At 61.7% G+C, this 20,103-nt stretch carries 14 protein-coding genes; 9 read left to right on the top strand and 5 right to left on the bottom strand.

Translation table 11 applies throughout. The features are described 5' to 3' along the window. Window positions 1-84: 84 nt before the first annotated feature. The 4 genes from PQR53_RS06530 to PQR53_RS06515 form a co-directional block, all read right to left on the bottom strand. The gene (locus PQR53_RS06530) at window positions 85-1,257 is read right to left on the bottom strand and encodes an MFS transporter (protein WP_408452331.1); all 1,173 of its coding nucleotides are present in this window, start codon (window positions 1,255-1,257) and stop codon (window positions 85-87) included. A gap of 168 nt (window positions 1,258-1,425) precedes the next feature. Further along, entirely contained in the window at window positions 1,426-3,147 is a 1,722-nt protein-coding gene (poxB, locus tag PQR53_RS06525) for a ubiquinone-dependent pyruvate dehydrogenase (protein WP_408451757.1), read from the bottom strand. 192 nt (window positions 3,148-3,339) lie between these two features. Next, window positions 3,340-3,732: a DUF3331 domain-containing protein gene (locus PQR53_RS06520; protein WP_408451756.1), complete on the bottom strand. Its 393-nt coding sequence runs from the start codon at window positions 3,730-3,732 to the stop codon at window positions 3,340-3,342. Between the two features lie 171 nt (window positions 3,733-3,903). Beyond that, window positions 3,904-6,897 carry a PAS domain-containing protein gene (locus PQR53_RS06515; protein ID WP_408451755.1) on the bottom strand — a complete coding sequence of 998 codons (2,994 nt, stop codon included), beginning with the start codon at window positions 6,895-6,897 and terminating at the stop codon, window positions 3,904-3,906. A 354-nt stretch (window positions 6,898-7,251) separates the two neighbouring features. On the opposite strand from PQR53_RS06515, the gene PQR53_RS06510 reads away from it, so the two are divergent. Then, window positions 7,252-7,893 carry a response regulator transcription factor gene (locus PQR53_RS06510; protein ID WP_408451754.1) on the top strand — a complete coding sequence of 214 codons (642 nt, stop codon included), beginning with the start codon at window positions 7,252-7,254 and terminating at the stop codon, window positions 7,891-7,893. Here PQR53_RS06510 and PQR53_RS06505 read toward each other — a convergent pair. Next, window positions 7,868-9,469 (bottom strand): sensor histidine kinase, encoded by a 1,602-nt coding sequence (locus PQR53_RS06505; RefSeq protein ID WP_408451753.1) that lies wholly within the window; start codon window positions 9,467-9,469, stop codon window positions 7,868-7,870. The genes PQR53_RS06510 and PQR53_RS06505 overlap by 26 nt on opposite strands. Window positions 9,470-9,632: 163 nt before the next feature. Between PQR53_RS06505 and PQR53_RS06500 the strand changes: the two genes are divergently transcribed. The 8 genes from PQR53_RS06500 to PQR53_RS06465 all read left to right on the top strand — a co-directional run bounded on the left by PQR53_RS06500 (window position 9,633) and on the right by PQR53_RS06465 (window position 20,037). Further along, window positions 9,633-12,416: a winged helix-turn-helix domain-containing protein gene (locus tag PQR53_RS06500; protein ID WP_408451752.1), complete on the top strand. Its 2,784-nt coding sequence runs from the start codon at window positions 9,633-9,635 to the stop codon at window positions 12,414-12,416. Window positions 12,417-13,102: 686 nt separating this feature from the next. Beyond that, entirely contained in the window at window positions 13,103-13,510 is a 408-nt protein-coding gene (locus PQR53_RS06495; RefSeq protein WP_408451751.1) for a potassium channel family protein, read from the top strand. Between the two features lie 176 nt (window positions 13,511-13,686). Then, window positions 13,687-14,325, top strand: coding sequence for a response regulator transcription factor (locus PQR53_RS06490; RefSeq protein WP_408451750.1), 639 nt, complete (start codon window positions 13,687-13,689; stop codon window positions 14,323-14,325). A 45-nt stretch (window positions 14,326-14,370) separates the two neighbouring features. Then, on the top strand, window positions 14,371-14,736 hold the full coding sequence (locus PQR53_RS06485; protein ID WP_408451749.1) for a response regulator: 366 nt from the start codon (window positions 14,371-14,373) through the stop codon (window positions 14,734-14,736). A gap of 329 nt (window positions 14,737-15,065) precedes the next feature. Then, complete coding sequence (locus tag PQR53_RS06480) at window positions 15,066-15,350, top strand: YtcA family lipoprotein (RefSeq protein WP_408451748.1); 285 nt, start codon at window positions 15,066-15,068, stop codon at window positions 15,348-15,350. Window positions 15,351-15,369: 19 nt separating this feature from the next. Further along, window positions 15,370-16,428 carry a multidrug transporter subunit MdtN gene (gene mdtN, locus PQR53_RS06475; RefSeq protein ID WP_408451747.1) on the top strand — a complete coding sequence of 353 codons (1,059 nt, stop codon included), beginning with the start codon at window positions 15,370-15,372 and terminating at the stop codon, window positions 16,426-16,428. Between the two features lie 7 nt (window positions 16,429-16,435). Beyond that, a complete protein-coding gene (locus PQR53_RS06470; RefSeq protein WP_408451746.1) occupies window positions 16,436-18,553 on the top strand; it encodes an FUSC family protein in 2,118 nt (705 codons plus the stop codon). Then, window positions 18,550-20,037, top strand: coding sequence for an MdtP family multidrug efflux transporter outer membrane subunit (locus PQR53_RS06465; RefSeq protein WP_408451745.1), 1,488 nt, complete (start codon window positions 18,550-18,552; stop codon window positions 20,035-20,037). Before PQR53_RS06470 ends, PQR53_RS06465 begins: the two co-directional genes overlap by 4 nt. Window positions 20,038-20,103: the final 66 nt, after the last annotated feature.

Raw genomic sequence — 20,103 nt, 5'->3', positions numbered from 1 at the left:
ACGGCAGACCGGTATCGGTGAGCCGTTGAGTTGTTGCTTATGGTGAGCGCGTAGGCGGGGAGGGCTTGGCCCGGATAGTCAGCCTCACGCGTTCGCGCGTCCGCGCGGTCCGGTCTCGCGCATGAATAGGGTCAGCACCATGGCGAGCACGATACCGCCGAGCAGCCACGAACCGGCCGCGCGGAACACCGGCAGATCAATCGTGCCGCCTTTCGCCAGATGGGCGAGCAGTTTGCCGTACACCGGTGTGAGCAACGCGCTGAACGTGAACACGAGGAAATTGATCGCGCCGCTGGCGCTGCCCTTCACATTGTCCGGATTGACCTCCTTGATCACCGTGTAGGGCAGCATGGCGGCGCCTGAGCCAATGCCGAGCAGCAGGCCGAGCACATACGGCGGCGCCACACCGGCCGGCAGATAGAAAATGCCGGCACCGGATAGAAGCATCAGCAGCGCGCCGGCCATCAACACCGGCTTGCGCCGGCCCAGACGGTCGGACAGGTAGCCTAACAGCGGGCAGCCGATCACCCAGCCGAGCGGCACCATGCTCGCGCGATTGACGGCCTCCGTATAGCTGGCTTCGAGACCGTTGCGCAGGAAGGGAATGCCCCAGATCATGTCGCCTATCGTCGTCGGCAAGAACAGCAGGCCGGCGCAGAAGCCGCAAAGATACGACTGCGGATTGGTCAGCACTTCCTTGTACGGCGCGAACATCTTCATCCACGATCCCTGGCTGGCCGGACTGTCGTCGTGACCTGCCGGCGTGACGACGAACACCAGTGCGGCGATCAGAAAGATGACGAGGCCGGACAGCCACCAGAACTGCTGCCATGTGATGAGGCCATGAATCAGCGGCGCCACGGCGAACTGACCCGCGGAGCCGCCCAGCATGCCGAAGCATTGCGTGAAGCCCACCGCCGTGGCGAGCGAACGTGGCGGAAAGCCATGCGTGGCGAGATACACCGCGCCGATGAACCCGCACGCCGAACCCGCGCCTTGCAGCAGGCGGCCGAACTGCGCGGCCTCCACGCTGCCCAGGCCGAACAGCGCCGCGCCGACGGCAACCAGAACGATGCCGGCCGGAATGACGGCCTTGCCGCCGACCCGATCGAGCAACGCACCGCAAACGATCGAGAACAGCGCGTAGGTGTAGTAGTACAGGCCGACGAGCGCGCCCACGCCCAGCGCATCGCGCGCGAACGCCGCACTCAGCTCCGGGATCATCACGCCCGGCGCGGAACGCAGCATGTACTGCATGAAGTAGAACGCGGCACAAAAGAGCCAGGCGATGACGAAACCGACATGTATCTGCTCGCGGCCTGATGTCTCGTTTCCTGTGCTGACGACCTTGCTGGACATGGTTAGCGTTCCATTGAGTTGCTGTTCGACCGGGTACGGGCCACCGCGCGGCGCAGACGCACCGCACTAGCGGAACAGATTGACCTTGGCGAGATCGATGAGCTGCTGGCCGCGACCGTCCATGACGGCACGGAGCATGAACAACCCAAAGTGGTAAGCCTGGTCGGTGGTCGTCGCAGGCGGCATCACGAGTTCCTGGCGTGCGCTTACCACGTCGACCAGCGCCGGACCCGGATGGGCGAATGCTTCGCTGAGCGCGGCTTCCAGCTCCGCGGGGTGCTCGACGCGAATCCCTTTGATGCCGATCGCGTTGGCCATGGCCGCGAAGTTCGGATTTTTCAGGTCGCATCCCGTATCGACGAACCCACTGGCCTTCATTTCCATTTCAACGAAGCCCAGCGTTCCGTTGTTGAGCACGACGACTTTGACCGGCAAACCGGTTTGAATCAGCGTCAGGAACTCGCCCATCATCATGGTGAAGCCGCCGTCGCCCGACATCGAAATGACCTGCCGGTCCCTGAACGTGGCCTGCGCGCCGATCGAGTGCAACAGCGAGTTGGCCATCGAGCCGTGATTGAATGAGCCGACCAGGCGCCGTTTGCCGTTCATCTTCAGATAGCGGGCCGTCCACGCGATGGGGGTGCCGACGTCGCAGGAGAAGATCGCGTCCTCGTCCGCGAGTTCGCTGACGAGCCGGGTCACGTACTGCGGATGAATGGTGCTGCTGCCCACTTCCGGTTCGGCCAGCGCATTCAGACTTTCGCGAGCCTTGCGATAGTCGTCGAGCGCGCGATTCAGGAAGCTGCTGTCCGTGTTCTCGTGGATCAGGGGAAGCAGTTCGCCAAGCGTATCCTTGACCGTTCCCAATACGCCGAGTTCTATCGGGCACCGGTTGCCGAGTGCTTCGGCCCGTGTATCGATTTGCGCGATGGTCACCTTCTCCGGGTAGAACTGTCGATACGGGAAGTCGGTGCCGAGCATCAGCAGCATGTCGCAACTCTTCATTGCGGAGTAGCCGGAGGAGAACCCGACCAGCCCCGTCATCCCGACATCGAAGGGGTTGTCGTATTCGATGTACTCCTTGCCTCGCAGCGAATGCACGATGGGCGCTTGCAGCTTGCGGGCGAGTTCCACGACTTCCGCATGGGAATCCTTGCAACCGGCGCCACACAGCATGGTCACGCGCGACGATCCATTCAGCAGGCGCGCGAGTTCCGTGATCTGGTCGTTCGCTGGACGAATCACCGGCGCGGCGGGCGCGCTCCAGCTCGGCACGGGTTTTGTGAGCGGCCCCAGTGCCACATTGCCAGGTATGACGACCACCGCGACGCCCTTACGCGCAACGGCTGTGCGGATGGCACGGCCCAGGATCTGCGGCAGCTGGTCGGGACTGTGAACCAGTTCCACGTAGTGGCTGCATTCCTTGAACAGCACCTCGGGGTGAGTCGCCTGAAAATAGTCGATGCCGATTTCCGAACTCGGGACATGCGCGGCGATGGCGAGTACCGGCACGCCGCTGCGATGGCAGTCGAACAAGCCGTTGATGAGGTGCAGGTTGCCCGGACCGCAGCTGCCGCAGCAGACCGCGAGTTCTCCAGTGAGATGAGCCTCGGCGCCGGCCGCGAAAGCCGCGCTTTCCTCATGCCGCATATGAAGCCATTCAATCGAACCGTCCCGGCGCAGGGAGTCCGTGAAGCCATTCAGCGAATCCCCCACCACACCGAACACACGCTTCACGCCGGCATTTTTCAGTGCACCAACCATGTAGTCGGCAGCTATCGTTGCCATTTCGCATCTCCATAAATTAAAGAATTGCTGCAAAGCGACCGGATTGAACGTTTCGTTATGCGACGGTCATCAGAATAGTTGGCGGGACTAAGGAGGGCTATTACATGAAACTGGAATCAGTCCGGCGAGGCTTATGTCACAGGGGATTCACACATTGAGGAAGTGACGGGGCGAGGAGCGTGACCTGAACGCTCACGCAACAACCTCCACAGGGATAGCCTCCATGACGGTGGCCAGAATCATCGCGTCGATGTTGCGCGGTGCCGGCCGGGCAGGCCGTGGTCGGTAGATTGCGTCGCCGGTTGCAATGGCCTGGCCACTCAGCGCGCACACCCCCGACTTCCTTGCAGTGCGGCGCCGCCATACCTGCTCGCCGTAGCAGCAGGAGGTCGCGTCGCTCCACGCAACCGTGGCCGAGGTTCGTCCATTGCGTTCCAGAACCCGGATGGCGCATTTCGAAAAATCGCAATCGGCACGCTTCGGGCGCACGCCGGCGGACACATTGGGCAACCGTATTTCGACCTCGCTGGAGAGGAGCGCCATCATGGACTGCCACGCTCGGTCTGCATCAAAGGGAGCTTGCATGATGCGGTTCCTCGATTCACGTTAGACAAATAGGCGTTCCCGCGCCCACGGTCTTATGCGACGTGCCTGGGTTGAGCTACGCTCGGCCTTGACTGGATGATAGGTAGCAGTCCCACGGACCGCTATTACAGGAATGTGGAGTGCGTGCGCGTTTGACCAGGAAGAGGAAGGCTAGTCACTCGCTTCACTTATCCCGACGTCGGAATTTGCGGCGCTCCCTCTCATGACCGGCAGCACGACGCTGAAGGTTGCTCCATAGGCCTCATTATTGGTGGCGGTAAGACGGCCATCATGAGTTTCGATAATGAAGCGGGACACTGCAAGCCCGATGCCCATTCCTTTGCTCTTGGTCGTGACGAATGCATCGAATATGCTGTCGCCACCGACTATGCCCGACCCGTTATCAATGACTTCGAGCAGAACGGAGCGGTTGCCAAGGGGCTTGGCGGTAATGAGAATTCTGGGTGTGCGTCCCGAGTTTTCCGTGGCCTCTATTGCGTTCGTCATCAGGTTGAGCAGCACCTGCTGAATCTGTATCTGGTCGACGAACACCGCGGGCAGGCCGTCGGGCAAGTCGAAGTCGATGTCCGCGCTACGCCTCGTTTCGTCTTCCCGCAGCAGCCGCACGGATTCGAGAACCATGTCTTTCACATTCCGTTCGCGCTTCTGAAACGATTGCCGCTTGAACAGTGCGCGGATGCTTTGCATCGTTTCGTCGGCGGAACGGGCATCTCGAACCACGCTTTCCACGGAGACCCTGGCTTCGCTCAAATTGGGTGGCGACGCTGCGAGCCACCGTTTGCAAGCCTGCGCATTAGCGATAACGGACGTGAGAGGTTGGTTGAGCTCGTGGGCGATCGAGGCCGAGAGTTCCGCGACCGTGGCGATCTGGGTCGCCCGGGCAAGTTCAGCCTGAGTCTGTCGTAGCCGGTCCTCGGCACGCTTGGGTTCGTCGATATCCAGGCTCAGTCCGTACCATTGGACAATATTGCCGTTGGCGTCTCTCATGGCCTCAGCGATATGCTGGTACCACCGGTAAACCCCGTCCTTTCTGCGCAGCCGGGCGACGTGGCTGTACGGCTCGCCGGTCCTGATCGAATGCGTCCACGCCTGGTTCAGACTGCCGAGGTCGTCTGGATGGATGGTCCTCTGATAGCGGCGCACAGCAAGCTGCGAAATCCTCAGGCCGACAAATTCCGCGGTTTTCCGGTTGATGTAAATGAGCTCGCCGCGTGGATTGTTGCACCAGAGCATCGCGGGAATGGTCTCGATGAGCTCGCGTAGCTGGTGCTCCCGCTGTTCGAGCACGGCTTCCGTTTGCTTGAGATCGTCGATGTCCGTACAGACGCCGTACCAATGCAGGATCTGGCCGCTTTCGTCGCGAAACGGTTCGCCGCGAGCAAGGTACCAGTGCAGTTCTCCATCGGCGCCCGTCACCTGGTACGTGTCCTGATAGGATGTGCCTTCTCGAACAGCTTGTCTCCAGCGCGAGCGGACTCGCAGACGGTCAGCTTCCGGAATGAGGTTGAGCAACATCTCCTTGTCGAATTGTTCCCCGCTCTTTCCCATGAAAGTCAGCATTTGCTGACTCCATCTGTCGACTTCGCCTCGCGGTGTGGCTCTCCAGATCATCGCCGGCAACGCGTCTACAAGTCTTCGCAAATTAAGTTCGTTCGTGCGAAGGGCCTCCTGGGCCAGGTACCGCACGTGGATATCGATCGATAGACCAAACCAGTTCACAATTTCGCCGTTGGCGTCGCGCAGAGGCGTGCCTTTGCATTGGAACCAGCGGTAGGTGTTGTCGACCGAGCGGAGACGATGGACGCAGTCATAAGGTCTGCCGTTATCGAGAGAATCTTGCCAGATCGCAATGGTCGACGCGGCGTCGTCCGGGTGCACCAGGTGAAGCCCGCCGTCCGCTATCAGATCGTTGAGCTGCAGTCCGGTGTAGTCTTCCGCGCGCTTGTTGATGTATTCGAGGCGGCCATGCGAGTCCGTGTACCACAGCAGGCCAGGAAGCGTCTCCGCTAACCAGTTCAATTGAACTTCACGTTCACGGATGACTTCCTGGGAGCGGTAAAGCTCGTCGATGTCCATGTTCACCGCATACCACTTGTAGACACTCCCGTCATCGTTGAAATAAGGAACGGAGCGCGAGTGGCGCCATCGGTAATCATCACCGTGGTCCGCCCATCGGTAGGTTGTGTCATACGCGCTCTTGTCCCGAACCGAGCGGAGATAACCTTCCTTGACCCGCTCGCGGTCATCGGGGTGAATGAATCGCAGGAAGCCGAGATTCTGCATGCCTTCCAGCGTTGTTCCTGCTTTTTCGAGGATCTGCTGATTGATGAAGTCGAAATCATCCGGTGTGCGAGTGGCGAAGCGGCCCGGTAACCGGTCGAGCAGTTCTCTGGCTTCTCTTTCACTTGCCGCCAGCGCCTGTTGGGCCTTGATGGTCTCTTCGATTTCGATTCCGACGAGGTACCAGTTGACGATGTCCCCGCTTGACGAGCGTGACGGCTCGGCCAGAAGACGCTGCCAGCGGTATACGCCGTCGTGCTGCAGCATCCTCACGCTAATATCGATCGCTTCACGCGCGGCAATGCAGGCTTTCCATTGCCGCCGTGCGGCCTGCGCGTCATCGGGGTGAACGTAAGTCATCCATCCATCACCGACGATTTCCTCCATCGGCTTTCCCAGCGCGGCGACACCTGTTTTATTCACATAGAGAAGTTCGCCGGTGGGGCTGCCGACACAGACGCATGCCGGCACGTTGTCGACAATGCGCCGATATGTTTCTTCTTCAGTTCGAAGAGAAGATTGCGCCGGCTTCAATGAAGCAGTTGCGGCGGATTGGCGGTTGCGCCGGGAGATCAGCCCGGCACATAGCCATGCCGCCGCGATTGTGACGCCACTACGGCTGAGCGAGCCGGGAGTAAGAGAAGGGCGGTCGGAGGCCAACATCGTTGCGGCGATCCCGAGCGAGGTGAAGCCCGCGGCGAGACGCCCGAAGTTGCGCCCGCAAAAGTGCGTGAAGAGGACAACCAGGACGAGGCTAAGGCAGCCCGTGATGGTTTCGAGCAGCGCGGCTACCCCCGATGCACCGGCGATGGCGACGCTAAGGGCAGCAGCCCGGGACGAGCGAGGTATCAGCACGGTAAGCATGTCAACCTCGGAGTTCGTCAAGACCCGACTGCCGCCGGACTGAGTGCCTGTTTGCCGTGCGCGGCGTCGGGCAGCATGATCGGGTTGATAGCATTGACGTCTTTTCCGGGTGCGCCGTATCGGCGACTTCGAATCAATGCCGCTATGAAAAAACAAGCCTACAATTTCATATGCGACGACGACATTACATATTCATGTAATGCATATCGCGACTCCCCGTGCTTCCAGACAACGATTCGGATGGCTATAATTTCTCATCGGCAATGCCCCGTTCGAGAGGCACATTCCGCGGGTCTATCGGAGACCTGCTGTACCGGCGTTAGGAGAAGTTTTGCCTGACCACAGAGGGGTTCCATGGAATCCGCAAGCGAAATAGTCTATGTAGTCGACGACGACAGGCGGGTGCGAGAGGCACTCTCTGTTCTGCTGCGTGCAAACGGAAGAAACGTCCACGCATTCAACTCCGGCAGGGAGTTTCTGGACACATTGCGTCAAGATGTCGTTTCATGCCTGATCCTGGATTTGAGGATGCCCGGCATGAGTGGACTGGAAGTCCAGAAGCTCGTCGGCACTGACTCACGCATTCCTGTCATTTTCATTACCGGCATGGGCGATGTGCCGTCCACGGTTCTTGCGATGAAGGGCGGGGCGGTTGATTTCCTCACCAAGCCCGTCGACGAAGATGCGTTGATGCGCGCGGTCGATGCAGCCCTCGCGAGAGCACACGTTCTTCGCAAGGAGGCGGAAGATACGGCGGCGCTTCAGGCGCTCTACGAGTCGCTGACGCCGCGCGAGCAGGAGCTTTTGCCGTTACTCGCGAGCGGCCTGCTCAACAAGCAGGCGGCCGGGGTACTGGGTATCACCGAATACACCGTGCAGGTCCATCGCGGTCACATCATGAGAAAAATGCAGGCGGCTTCTTTCGCTACGCTTGTCAGGCAGGCAAGCAAGCTGCGGCTCGAAACCTTGCCTACGGCAACGTTCTCGGAAGGCTGAAGCTGAAGGTGACCCCTCGCGGCACATTGCGCACGGCCCAGATCCTGCCTGCGTGTGCTTCGATAATGGACCGGCAGATTGCCAGTCCCATCCCCATCCCGGTTTCCTTCGTGGTGAAGAACGGCTCGAAGATCTTCTCGAAGTCCATCTGTCCGGTGCCGTGATCTTCCACGTCGACCACGATGTTGTCCGCATCGCGGTGCGAACGGATCACGAGCAGCCTCGGTCGTTCCGCCGTTCCCGCTAATGCTTCGATTGCATTGCGCACGAGGTTCACGATCACCTGCTGAATCTGAACCGCGTCCGCGCTGATCTTCGAGACGTCTTCGCCCAGGGTCGTCTTGAGCGAAACCGCGTTGCGCTGGATGTCGTCGGCCATCAGCGTGCAGACCTGAAGAATCAGTTTGTTGACGTCGAGTTCGACCTTTTGGGGAGCCGTATGCCGGAAGAGCGCCCGAATGCGGCTTACCACGTCTGCCGCGGAGTTCGCATCGCGCAGCACCTGCTCCGCCGAGTATTTGGCTTCGTCGATCCTGGGCGGCGTTGCAGAGAGCCATCGCACGCATGCGCGCCCATGCGCGACGATGGCCTGGAGCGGCTGGTTGAGTTCGTGGGCAATCGAGGCGGACAGTTCGGCGACCGCCGCGAGCCTCGACGCCTGCGCCAGCCTCTCCTGCGCGTCGCGCAAGGCCGCCGAGAATTCCGCGCCGTCATCGATATCGACATCGAGGCCGAAGAACTTCATCACTTGCGCACCGGCCGCTTCCGTACCGCGTTGCTCGCGAGCGTGGTCGAGTTCGAGCCGCGACAGCAGGTCCGGCTCCTCCGCTAACTGCTCGAGGAGCGCGACCAGATGGTGCCGCACGTTTTCGGATCGGCGCGCGCCTTCCTCGATGGCGATCGCCAATCCCGCCCAGCGCGGCTGCCGATAGTGTTCAGTCAGATAGGCCCGGACGATGATCTGCGCAATGAGATCGAAGTGGTCGAGGAGATACACCGAGACGTCGGCCAGAAGCTCTTTGGCGATACGCTCGTCCAGCTCGCCCAGCGCGATGTGGGTGCTCCAGATTTCTCGCAACCCCAGACGCAATGCCTGAAGGAGACACTGCAACGGTACGCGTTGATGCTCACGTCTCTGGCTGATTTCCCGGAAGGTGTCCATGTCCTGTGCCGATGGGGGTTCGCCCGACAACAGTGTCTCGAACCAGACTTTGGCCGACAGCGCGACGGATTCGCGAACGTCCCGTTTCGCTGCCGGTGCGAGCAATCTGTATCCGTCGAGCGGCGTCAGGATCGCAAGCGTGCGTTCGACGACAAGCGTCAGATCGGCCGCGAGGGAGACGGTGTTTTCCCGCAAGTGCTTGCTGATTCTTGGAACTTTGGCTAACACGGATATCTGTTTATCAGTAACGGGCGCACGATTTCGAATGACAAGGAGCGCCCGTGCAGCGACTTTTACGGCTATGGAGCGGTTGCCGCCTGATACTCTGCAATGCGATTCGATGCGGCGTATGATGGGCAAAAAACGAGTCGCTCCCAGTGCGGCGCCAGTGAGGCGCCCGGCAATGATCGGCAAACACGCGGCCCTTGTCGCGTGTAGAAATGATCTCCTGGCGCGGCGCAGCCTGCCATCCCCCGTACAGGGGAGAGGCTCTCCCTCCCCCAGAAAGGGGATGCGCTTGAATAGTCAGGGGACGGCGGCAGGCACGGCCACCCCAATAACACGGTGTGACTGACAAATGCGTGTGGTTGGAGAAACGCCCGCGAGCGGGCCGCACATTTTCCTTGAAACGAAGGTCGTTCTGCCGCGTCTGCCGGCGGATCTGATCAGTCGTCCGCGGCTCCTCGATCTGGCCGAGCGCGCCGCGAGCAAGCGTCTTACCGTGATCAAAGCGCCCGCCGGATTCGGCAAAACTTCGCTGGCACTCGTCTGGCTCGAGCGGCTGCGCGCGAACGGTACACGGGTGGCGTGGCTGTCGCTCGACACGGAAGACGACGAACCCGCGCATTTCCTCAATAGTCTGGCGCGTGCATTGCGGCATGCCTGCGGCAATGTCGGCGCCGCGGCGATCAGCCTGACTGCCGACGCCGCATTCGTCCCGCCGCGCGCCGTCGTTACCACGTTGATCAACGAACTTCTCGAAGTCGACGACGAAGTCGTGCTGTTTCTGGACGACTATCACCTGATCAGCCTTCCAGCAGTCCACCAGACAACGTCGTTCTTTATCGAAAAGGCACCGTCACATGTGCATGTGGTTGTTTGCAGCCGCACAGATCCATCGCTGCCGCTCGCGAGGCTGAGGGCAGGAGACGAGCTGCTGGAAGTCGATGCACCGGCCTTGCGTTTCGACCTGGACGAGACGAGGCGCTTCGTCGAACACGCGTTGCCCGGCGTGCTGAACGCTTCCCACGTCGAGACGCTTTTTGCCAACACGGAAGGCTGGGCTGCGGCGTTGCGCATCTCGATGTCCTTGCTGTCGCGCACGGAATACCAACCGGCTCAGGAAGGCATTGTGCCGTCAGGTACGTCGCGGCCGTTCTCCGCCTATATCGAACACATGTTCGAGCGATTGCCCGCCGACATGGTGGAGTTCATGCTGCGCACGTCGATACTCGATCGCCTGAGCGCGCCGCTCTGCGACGCGATAACGGGGCAGCGCACGAGCCAGCGCATGCTGGACGAAATCGCCGGGGGCCGGTTGCTGTTGCAAGCGCTCGACTTCGACGGACAATGGTTCCGTTATCACCATCTGATGAGTGAGTACCTGCGCGCGAAGCTCGAGGCGCAGCATCCGGACGAGGTGGCGCAGCTGCATTGCCGCGCGTGCGAATGGTATGGCGCGCAGGCGCTGTGGACCGAGGCGGTCAAGCATGCGATCGCCGCGGGCAACACGGATAACGCGAGTCGTCTGATGGAGCAGTGCGCGATGGCGCTGGTCAAGAAAGGCGATCTGCTCACGCTGCTCGGTTTGCAGCGCCGGTTTCCGGCGGGTCTGGCCGGTGCACAGGTGAAGGTGAAGGTGACGCTGGCGATCGCCTGGGGCATGGCGCTCGCCATGCATTTCGACGAGGCGCTCACGATGCTGGATGCGCTCGAACACGATCTGCCGTCCCACACCGGTAAGGAAACCGAAGATATCCGCTGGGAATCCCAGGCGATCCGCTCGGTCGTCGCGGGACTGAAGGACCATCCCGAACGGGCGCTCGCTCTCGCTGAAGCGTGCCTCGCGCGGCCGTCTGCCGATATCTGGACCACCAATGTGGCGTCCAACGTTGTGCGCTTCGGGCACTGGAAAGCCGGCAAACTCGAAGCGCTTTACGCAACGCCGTGGATGTCCTATTCAAGCGAAGAACACCAGCGCAACCTGTATTCTTCGGTGTACCGGCAGTGCCTGCTGGGACATGCTGAGATGCAACAGTTGCACTTCGGGCTTGCCGAGCGGTATTTCACCGAATCGATGCGACTGGCCGAACACCATGCCGGTCCCGACTCGATCTCGGTCGCACTGTGCGCGCCGATGATCGGGCAAATCCAGTACGAACAAGGCCGACTGGACGAAGCGGAAAAACGGGTTGCCGGTTTGATGCCGGTGATCGACGTGGCGGTCCTGCTCGATAGCGTGTTGATTGCCTATCGCCTCCTTATCCGGATCGCAGCCGCGCGTTCGGACATGAGGCAGGCATACGCGCTGCTCGATCGGGCGCAGGCATTGGGTTGCGCACGTCAATGGGAACGGCTGACCGCTGCCGCCCTTGCCGAGCGCATTCGGCTCTATGTTGCGGAAGGCCGGTTGATGGAGGCGGGTGCATGTCTGACGCAACTCGATCAGGTGGCGCGAGCCAATTCCCATTCTTCTCGCTCCATCGCACTCGAGATCGAGAACTATCGTGCACTCGCGGCGGCCTCTGTTGCCGCGGCCCAGCACCGCACCGAAGAGGCCGCCGCGGAGCTGAGCGCGGCGCTGCAAAGCGCCGAACGACGCCACGGCGATTTCCTGGCGATACGTTTGCGCACCATGCTTGCGCTGGTCTGGCTGGCGGCGAACGAACGCGCCCGTGCGATCGAGGTGTTTCGCGACGTCCTGAAGGTCGCCGCGCTCGCGGGTGTGTACCAGTCCATCCTCGATGTAGGTCCGGACATCGGCGCGTTGCTGCGGGTTGTTGGCGAAGACGCGCGGCACGCAGCACACACGGCGCACACAGCACACACGGTGCGAGCGAACGAGCTGATCTCATACATCGATCATCTGCTCGATGGCTGGCGAATCCTTTATCAACAGGGCGGCGACCGTGAGCGCGACACAGAGCGTGGATCACTGAGCTCAAGGGAGCGCGAAATCGTCGACCTGATTGCACGAGGACAGTCGAACAAGGAAATCGCGAATACGCTTGGAATTGGCGCTGAAACGGTCAAATCCCATGTGAAGAGCATCTTCATGAAACTAGGCGTGGATCGACGCACTCAAGCCGTTGCGCGGGTGCGGGACCTCGGTCTTGCCGGTCCAGACCAGCCCGCACTTTAGACCCAGGCCATTCAGACGATACGATTGAGCAGGTCCAGCGACGGGTCGCATTCCCAGGTCGGTGATAACGCATACGAGGCCCGCGTAGGCGCCGGCAAAAAAAATCCGGCGCGGATTCGTAGGCCCGTGTTCCATACCCGCCAGAGGCAAGCAGGTTCGCGAGAGATGTCCGAACGCGTCGGTCATCATCAATCACGGCAACGGTTCGGACCGCAGGCGTGATCATCGTCTTCTCCGGGTCGTCGAGTCCAGCAATGAATGAGCGTTAGCGTCCAGGTCTCTAACGTCGCACAGACGGCCCACGAAAATCTCGCTGAAGGTTCCTCTTATGCGGCCGGTGCAGAAAAATTATAGCTGGCGGAATCGTCGGACGGAAACGCGGGCAGCCATGTTGTGCACTACATGAATATGTAATGGCACCCGCCACTGCGAAGATGTAACTTTGGCTTTTCGCCTCGGGATAAATCCTTTGACGCTGACCGGGCCCCTTTCTACCGGTTGCTATTTTCTGTACCCAGCAGACGCTGGATCAGGACTCGGCGTAACTCAGCAATCGCACATTTTCGATAAGCACGCCCGCTCTCCGGCACTTTCCTGGTCCGGAGAAGCATTCAGGATCGACCCCGTAGTGGTATCGAATGCAGGCTTCGGAAACAGAGCGTCCGGAACATCTGTGAGGTCATGGCATGGATAATGGCGCCAAAGAGGCGGTTCGCGTGCGAATTCAGCCGCACCATGCAATGACCGAGTTTGCCCGGATCCTCTGGCACCTGCGCGCCATTCTGGCAGTGCTGCTGATACTTTTCCTGGTTCTGTCGGTTGCCATGTATTACGTCGGTGGGGCTGTCGATGTCGCCACGCGCACGCCCTCATCGCCAGGCGAGACCTTCTACTTTTGCGCGGTCACGGCGCTGACCATCGGTTACGGTGACGTGATACCCACCACCACGCTCGGCCGGATCGTCGCGGTTTCGCTTGGACTACTCGGCGTGTTGATAACGGGCGTGATAACGGCTACCGCTGTTTATGCTATTCAGGTGGCTGCGCTTCGGGCTGGGCTAGACGTGGTTGGTCAGGGTAAAGGTCAAGATTGACGGCGTCTCCTTGCCCGTGCTCCGTCGCGCCTCGCGGGACTCATTGCAGATTCATGTAATAGCCGTTCTTCACCCTGCCAACTAGCATCAGGAACCAGGCACTTTTGAGCTGTTCGGCTCAGTCACTACGGCCTGGAAACCCTGCCTCTGACAGGACCTGATCCAAGAGGGGTTCCATGGAAACTGCAAGCGAACTGGTGTATGTAGTCGACGACGACAGGCGGGTGCGAGACGCACTTTCTGTTCTGCTGCGCGCCAACGGAAGAGACGTCCACGTATTCGACTCCGGCGGTGAGTTTCTGGACACGCCGCGTGAAGATGGCGTGTCATGCCTGGTGCTGGATTTGAGAATGCCCGGCATGAATGGGCTGAAAGTCCAGGAGCTTGTCAGCGCGGCTTCACGGATTCCCGTCATTTTCATTACCGGAATGGCGGATGTGCGATCCGCGGTTCTTGCCATGAAGGGGGGGGCGGTTGAGTTCCTCACCAAGCCTCTCGACGAAGATGCGTTGATGCGCGCGGTCGATGCAGCCCTCGCGAGAGCACACGTTCTTCGCAAGGAGGCGGAAGATACGGCGGCGCTGCAGGCGCTCTACGAGTCGCTGACGCCGCGCGAGCAGGAGCTTTTGCCGTTACTCGCGAGCGGCCTGCTCAACAAGCAGGCGGGGACGGTACTGGGTATTACCGAATACACCGTGCAGGTGCATCGTGGCCACATCATGAGAAAAATGCAGGCGGATTCATTTGCCGCTCTGGTCAGGCTGGCGGGCAAGCTGCAACTCGAAACATCGACGACGACCACGTTCGGTGCCTGACACTCACGCGCATTCTTTGCTGGACTCGATGAGCCGGAGAAAAAAATGTCCACGCCTGCGGTTCGAACCGTTGCCGTGATAGATGATGACAAACGCGTTCTGACTTCGCTTGCAAACTTGCTGGCCTCTGGCGGGTACGAAACACGGGCCTACGAATCCGCACTGGATTTTTTCTCCGACGGCTACTCGGGTCTGATTTGCGTGATTACCGATTTGGGAATGCGGCCCATTGACGGCATTCAGGTGCTCGAGAGAACGGTTCAGTCGGACGCGGCCACGCCGGTCATCATTATCACGGGCAAACCGGGCGAGCATACAGAAAGCTACTATTTGCAAAGAGGCGCATTGGGTTTTTTCAGAAAGCCTGTAGACGGGGACGCTTTGCTGGACCTGCTGGATAGCATCGCCTGAACGATTGAAATGTCGAAGTGGGCACGGCGCGACAACGGGTCCATCGCTCGATTCTACCGAGTTGTTTCGCGCAGCGGCATTGCATATTCATGTAATGCGGAATGCCTTTTTCGGCGTTATTGTGACGACGTGATACGCCTCCAGGCTCGCGGCTCCCGGCGAGCGGAGCGCGGGTTGCTGCTCGACAAGGCGCTACCGGTTTCTTCAACGAGCCCTTGGATGGCGGCGCCTTTGGCGCTTCCCGACGCATTGTAAAGCTGGCGTTACATCTTTAGCGCGCACAGACATGTGACCTTGATTCGACCACAGAGACGACTTTGAAACGACACATGCCACTTGCCAGAGGCAGAGCTTCGAAGCGTGCAATCGGCATGGCCACGATTGCCGCGATTCCAATTTCGGGGTGCTCGCGTTCGCCCTCCATTGGCGTGCTCGGCGCGTACTTTCCGGACTGGCTGTTCTGTATCGTCGCGGGCGTGGCACTCACGGTGGTCATCTATCTGCTTCTCAAGCGTTTGCAGGCCGATCATCTTCTGGGACCCGCGGCCGTGGTCTATCCCACCCTCGTCACTTTGCTCGCACTTGCTGCCTGGTTGACGCTGTTCCAACATTGAATCTCGCTCAGGTGGATGAATGGCGACGACAGCCAGCAGCACATCAAGGAGAAAATGGCCAGCCATCGTGCTGGTTGTGGTGACGTTGTTGTTGCTGCTTTTCGTCATCCGGCTGGTTGACCGTACGCCGCGCACCGACGACGCCTACGTCTACGCGGATACGATCGACGTCGTGCCCGAGGTCAACGGCCGCATCGTCGAACTGCCCGTGCGCGACAACCAGGCGGTGAAGCAGGGCGATCTGCTGTTCCGGATCGATCCGCGTCCGTATCAGGATGCACTGACGCGAGGCAAGGCGACCCTCGTCGCGCTCGACAGGCAAATCGAACTGACTCAGCGCTCGGTCAATGCGCAGCAATACAACGCGCAGTCGGTGCGTGCGGCTGTCGAGCGCGCGCGCGCCGCTGCCAGCCAGGCGGCCGATACGCTGCATCGCATGGAGCCGCTGCTGGCAAAAGGTTATGTGTCGGCGGAAGAGGTCGACCGTGCGCGCACCGCGCAACGCTCCACCCAGGCCGAGCTCAGCGCCGCGCAACTGCAAGCGCAACAGGCGGCCGCGGCGGTGAGCGGTGTCGATGCGCTGGTCGCGCAACGTGCCGTTGTTATGGCGGAGATCGCGAGTGCCGAACTGAACCTCGAATATGCGACCGTGCGCGCCCCGTTCGATGGACGCATCGTGTCGTTGAAAACATCGACGGGTCAGTTCGCCTCGGTACTCAAACCTGTCTTCACCCTGATCGACACGCGGCACTGGTACGTGGTCGCGAACTTTCGCGAGACGGAACTCAAGGGCATCGGCGCGGGAACGCCCGCCACGGTCTACCTGATGAGCGATACGGGCCAGCGCTTCCGGGGCAGCGTGGATTCGATCAGCTACGGCGTCGCCTCCGATGAAGCAGGCCTTGCATTGCCTGGCGGATTGCCGAACATTCAACGCACCCTTAACTGGGTCCATGTATCGCAGCGCTTTCCGGTGAAGATCCGGATCGACAATCCGAATCCGGAACTGTTCCGGCTCGGCACGTCGGCGGTGGCCGTGCTGGAGCCCGGACGCGGCAACGGCAGCGAGCGTCCCTGAGGAGCCCATGACCGCCGCCGACTTCCTGCCCGTCACACTGCGCGACGCGGGCGCTTTCCTCGCGCGCGAGCTGGCGCCTTTCCCGGGGCGCCTCAACGTCATGTTGCGTTGCCTGCTGACGAGCGCCATCGTGATCGTCGCCTCGATGGCGCTGCAGGTGCCGTCGCTCGCGCTATCGCTGCTGGTGGTGTTCTACGTCACGCAGTCGAACGTGGTGGTGACGCGGCTGGTCGGCGTGCTGTTCATCGTCGGCTCGACGTTCGCCATTGGCCTCTCGATCCTGGTACTGAAGTTTACATTCGACTATCCGTTGCTGCGCATCGTCACCGCGAGCGTGCTGTTCTTCGTCAGCGTGTATCTGATGCGCGTTCTCAAAGTCGGCGTGGTGTTCTTCATCGTCGCCATCGTCGTGATCTACGTGCAGAGTTTCGTGGACCAGACCGATCAGGCCGACCTGTTGATCCGCGCGGTGTTGTGGGTGTGGATCACCGTCAACTATCCGATCGCACTGACACTCGTGGTCAATACGCTGCTTTTGCCTGCCGAGCCGCAATTGCAGCTCAAGGCGGAAATCCATCGGCAACTCGCGGCGCTCGATACGCGTCTCGCGCAGCTGATCGAGGGCGCCACGAGCGCCGCGCCGGTCACGCTGGCGAGCGTCCAGCAAGGCGCGGTCACGCTGCAGAAGCTGCTGCGCTTCGCCACCATGCGTGATGCCCGCTATCGTGAGCATCAGGCGTTGCAGCTTGCGTGCATCGCGACGGTGTCGCGTCTTTATCGCGCCGCGAGTGAACTGCCGCTCAATGGGCGGGACGCGTCGGCCGCACAGCGCGCGATGTTGCGCGAGTTGCTCGCGAACTGCCACGCGCTCGACGAATCGGTCGTGACCGGCGAGCCCTATCGCTATGTAAGCACGGCGACACCTGAAGAGCGCGCGGCCGCCGATACGACGCCCGCGGCTGCCGAGTTGCAGCGCGCGCTGCGCGGCTACGCCGATCTTGCCGCAAGCGGCGCCGCCGCGCCGGCCACGCCGCCCGCGAGCGAGCCGATGGTCGCGCCCGACGCATGGACGAATCCCGCGTACGCGCGCTTTTCGCTGAAGACGCTGCTCGCTGTTCTCGGCTGCTACGTGTTTTACAACGCCGCCGACTGGCAGGGCGTCCACACGGTCATGCTGACTTGCCTGATCGTCGCGCTGCCGAGCCTTGGCGCCTCGACGCAGCGTGCCTTGCTGCGGGTTGCCGGGGCGGCCACCGGCAGCGCGCTGGCGCTGTTCATGGTCGTGTTCGTGGTTCCCCACGTCGACGACATTGTCAGCCTGCTGTTGATGAGCTTGCCGGTGATCGCGCTCGGGGCGTGGATAACGGCCGGCTCGGAGCGGATCTCCTATGCCGGCATCCAGGTGATGTTCACTTTCGCGCTCGCCGTGCTCGAACAGTTCGGGCCCACCACGAACCTCACTGAAATCCGCGACCGGATGGTGGGCATCGTGCTGGGCGTAGGCGTGGCGACCTTCGTGCAGATGTCGTTCTGGCGGGAGGGCGAGGGCGACGTGCTGCGGCAGAAGCTCGCCGGCCTGCTGCGCGCGATTGCCGCACAGTTGCGCGTACCGCAGGCAGGCGCGCAGAAAGATGAGTTGCCCTATGCCCAGCGCCAGTTGCAGGCGTGGGCCGTGTTGGGCGATTGCGAGGCGACGCTTGCGCGTGTCGCACTCGAACCCAACTGGCAGGAAGGGGAGCAGGCGGAACTGACGCTGCGCGCACAAACGGTTCTCGCGCAGGGACGCGAGATCATGCTGGCGGGCAATGCGTTGCGCAATGCGCTGATGGCGCAAGCGGGATCGGGGAGCCCACAAACGGTCGATGCAGTGCGCTCGATCCAGCAACAGGCCTGCGTCGAGCTCGACCGGTACGCGGATGATCTTGCGGCCAGCCCGCCCGCCGCCCGCGCACCACGACGCATCGGGGTCCCTGCGCAAGCCGCCGAACCAGCCCAGCCGAGCCAACCAATCGATCAGCCGCTCATCGCCGCAGCGGATGAACTATCGCGCCAGCTCGCTGGCTTGCCGGACTGGCGCGTCGAGGCATCCGTCGCGGCGCCCTCATCACAGGCCATCCGCACATGAAGGCGCGCTCGGGTCGGTGGGACTGGCAATGGCGCCGATGCTTGTCATGCGTCGCGTGGATGTCGCTCGTGCTGCCGGGTTGCGCGCTGATCCACGAAAACGGCACACCGTACGCCCAGATCCCGCCTGAGCAGATCCGTCTCGCCGACGATATCCATCTGGCGCGCGACGGCTGGCCGTCCGCGCGCTGGTGGACCGGCTACGGCGATCCACAGCTCGATGCGCTGATCGAGTGCGCGCTCGCGGACGCACCGACCATCGTGATCGCCCGCACCCGGGTGGCGCAGGCCAAATCGGATGTCGAACGGGTGAAGGCCGGATCGAATCTTCAGGTGGTTGCGTTGGGCTCGATCGATCGCGAGCACGTCTCGGCGCACGGCTTTCTGGGTCCGTTCGCGTCGAACGAGCCGGCGGCCGGACTGGACGGCCCCTGGTACACACAGGGCGTGGTCGGGCTCGGCGCGAGTCTCGACATCGATATCTGGGGCAAGCAACGCGCGCAGGTGGCGGCGTCGCTGGGCGTGCACAACGCGCGCCTCGCCGAAACGTCGGCGGCCGAACTCGAAATCTCGACCGACGTCGCGCAGCTTTATTACGGTATCCAGACCACGTATCAGCTCATCGATCTGCTGGAGCAGTCGCAACAGGTCGCGGCGTTCGAGCTGGAAACGCACACGGCGCGTGCGGCACGCGGCCTCGAGCCGCAAACCCGGGTCGAAGAAGCGCGCGCGCAGCAACTGGCTGTGCAAGGGCAGATCGTCGCGGCACAAGGGCAGCTCAAGCAGTTCCGCGAGTCGTTGCGGGCGCTGACCGGTGCCGGGCCGGGCGGTCTGAAGGAGATCGAGCCGGTGCCGCTGCCACACGCCCAGGCCAGCTTGCCGGCCACCCTGTCGTACGAATTGCTGGCGCGGCGTCCGGACCTGCAGGCGATGCGCTGGTATGTCGAATCTTCGTTCGACCAGATCGACGCCGCGAAGGCAGCGTTCTATCCCAGCTTCGACATCAAGGCCTTCTTCGGTTTCGACTCGCTGCATCTGGCCGAGCTGTTCATGCATGCGAGCCAGCAGATCAATCTGATTCCCGGCCTGACCCTGCCGATCTTCGACGGCGGGCGCCTCAATGCGAATCTGGGTGGCGCGCGAACCGCGAGCAATCTGCTGATCGAGCAGTACAACCAGGCGGTACTCAATGCCGTGCGCGATGTCGCGTCGACCGGCAGCCGCCTGCAGGACCTGGATGCCGAAACGCAACTGCAGGCGCGCAAGGTGCAGGCCGTGGCGTTCGCGCGAGACAGCGCCGAGGCACAGTACCAGCGCGGACTCGCGAGCCGCGTCACGGCGCTGGAGGCGCGCCAGCCGCTGATTGCCGAGCAGGTTGCGCTCGTCAACCTCGACGGGCAGCGGCTCAGTCAGGAAATTGCGCTGGCGAAGGCACTGGGCGGCGGCTACCGTGCCGATTCGCCCGTCGAACTCAAACCGCGCTGAGTGCTCCCATCACGGCATAAACCGCGCTGAGCACTCCCGCCACGACACAACCGCGCTGAGCGCGCT

Origin of the sequence: Paraburkholderia fungorum (genome assembly GCF_046027605.1) — a bacterium.
GTDB classification, from domain to species: domain Bacteria; phylum Pseudomonadota; class Gammaproteobacteria; order Burkholderiales; family Burkholderiaceae; genus Paraburkholderia; species Paraburkholderia fungorum_F.
The sequence above is the reverse complement of the archived record's forward strand: the minus strand, read 5'-3'. Positions and strand labels throughout refer to the sequence as shown.